General features: G+C 65.2%; 2 protein-coding genes, 1 pseudogene and 1 riboswitch. All 3 genes and pseudogenes read left to right on the forward strand.

What is annotated here, in order from left to right; genetic code table 11:
* Positions 1–696, forward strand: a 696-nt coding sequence (locus tag J2W40_RS20440; RefSeq protein WP_310227791.1) for a cobyrinic acid a,c-diamide synthase CobB, incomplete at its 5' end; no start/stop codon positions are given.
* Between the two features lie 15 nt (positions 697–711).
* Positions 712–1,200, forward strand: a pseudogene (locus tag J2W40_RS20445) (cobyrinate a,c-diamide synthase); the annotation flags it as partial.
* Between the two features lie 14 nt (positions 1,201–1,214).
* Positions 1,215–1,404, forward strand: a riboswitch (cobalamin riboswitch).
* A gap of 150 nt (positions 1,405–1,554) precedes the next feature.
* Positions 1,555–2,298, forward strand: a 744-nt coding sequence (locus J2W40_RS20450) for a TonB-dependent receptor (protein ID WP_310227792.1), incomplete at its 3' end; no start/stop codon positions are given.

Raw genomic sequence — 2,298 nt, forward strand, 5'->3', positions numbered from 1 at the left:
TGCGTCCACGGCGCAAAATGCGGGCCCGATTATATCGATCCCGCCTTCCATGAGGCGGCGACGGGGCGGCCGTCCATCAATCTGGATGGCTTTGCAATGGACGGATCGCTGCTGCGGGGACTGGCGGCGCAGGCCGCAAGTGAGAGTGATCTCGTCATCGCGGAAGGTGCCATGGGCCTGTTCGACGGAACGCGGGCAGACGAGCGCTTCGGTGCCTCGGCAGATGTCGCACGATTGCTGGGATGGCCCGTGCTCCTGGTCGTCGATGCCCGCGCGGCGGCGCAGTCGGTCGCTGCCGTGGCGCATGGCTGCGCGACCTTTCCGGGTGCGCCGCCGATCGCCGGGGTCATCGTCAATCGCGTGGCGAGCGCGCGCCACGCCGCCATGGTCGAAGAGGGCTTTGCGCGGATCGGTCTGCCGCTGCTTGGCATGGTCCGGGCCGATAACGCCATGGACATGCCTTCCCGCCATCTGGGATTGGTGCAGGCCATAGAGACGGGCGAACTGGACAGCCGCATCGCCCACATCGCCGAGCATGTGGGCAGCCAATGTGATCTGGACGCCATCGTCGCAGCGGCCGGTGCAACCAGTAACGCGCCGCGCCGGGCCGCCACCGTCCGCCCACCGGGCCAGCGTATTGCGGTGGCGCAGGACGACGCCTTCAGCTTTTTCTACCCGCATCTGGCGCAATGGTAGCGCGCTGCAGGCGCTGAACTCTGCTTCTTCTCACCGCTTGCCGATGAAGCGCCCCCTGCCGACTGCGACGTCTGCTGGTTGCCGGGCGGCTATCCCGAACTTCATGCCGGGCGGATCGCGACCAATACCCGCTTCCTCGCCGGGCTGCGCGCCTTTGCTGCCGATCACCCGGTCCATGGAGAGTGTGGCGGCTATATGGTGCTTGGCCGATCGCTGGAGGATGCAGACGGCGTGGTCCATGCCATGGCCGGATTGCTGCCGGTGGAAACGAGCTTTGCCCGGCGGCGCATGACGCTGGGCTACCGCAAGGCGACCTTGCGTGAAGACACCCGCTTCGCGTCGGCGGGACAGTTGCTGCTCGGCCACGAGTTCCACTATGCGACGATCGTGGCAAGCAACGGCATGCCCCTTGCCGACATGGCCGATGCCCAAGGGCAGGTGTTGCCACCAGCCGGTCATCGCAACGGCGAAGTAACTGGAGGTTTCTTCCACTTGATTGCCTGACACTTCCCGCCTACGGCATCGATATTGCGACAGGTTCCCCGCAAGGGGATCTAAAGGGAACGAGGTTCAAGACCTCGGCTGCCCCTGCAACTGTGAGCGGTGAGCCATCGGCCAGATGCCATTGGAACCTTCAAGGTTCTGAGAAGGCGGCCGAACCGGCGTTGACCCGCAAGCCAGGAGACCTGCCTGTCGCAGTCGTTCTTCGTCCGGACAGGGTGTGCCGGTCGAACGAGGATATCCTCGCGCAACGACAGTTCGACCGTGCGTGTTCGCGCGGCGTGGTGTCGTGCGTTCTGCGCTCGTCCCCGCTCCGCGTCGTGCGCGCCCGGTCTTGTCAAAGACGGGGGAATAGTAATGCGCATCATCTTGCAAACCAGTCTGGCCGCAACGGCCTGCCTTCCAATCGCCGCCCTGGCCGAGCCTATGGAGGCGATCGATGCGAGCAGCGTCATCATAGTGTCGGCGCTGCGCACGCCAACGCCTGTCGATACCGTCGCCTCCAGCCTCACCGTTCTCGACAAGAGGGCGATCGACGCATCGCAAGCTCCTGTCGTGTCGGACCTGCTGGTCCGCACGCCGGGCATCAGCTTCACGCGCAATGGCGGCTATGGCACAGCGACATCCATCCGTATCCGCGGCGCCGAAGGCGACCAGACCGTGCTGGTCATCGACGGGGTGAAGCTGGCAGACCCATCCTCGACCGGAGGCGGTTATAATTTCGCGACACTGATGACCGGCGACATCGACCAGATCGAAATATTACGCGGACCGCAGTCGATCCTGTGGGGCAGCCAGGCCATTGGTGGCGTCGTCAGCATCGTGACGGCGCAGCCCGATCGCCCCCTGGAGGCGTCCGCCGATATTGAGGCCGGCTCGCGCGAAACCGTCAACGCGCGGGCCGCGGTGGGCGGCAAAAGCGGTGCGGTGCATTGGAGAGTGGCGGGTGGCCGGTTCACCACCGACGGCATCTCCGCGATCAGCCCGCGCTTTGGCGGCAAGGAGTTGGACGGATATACCAACAGCACGCTCAACGGGCGGCTTGGCATTGCCCTCTCGCCCGCCTTCTCGATAGATTTGCGCGGCTATCATGCCAAGGGG

It is taken from the genome of Sphingobium xenophagum, assembly GCF_031457465.1.
Lineage (GTDB): Bacteria > Pseudomonadota > Alphaproteobacteria > Sphingomonadales > Sphingomonadaceae > Sphingobium > Sphingobium xenophagum_A.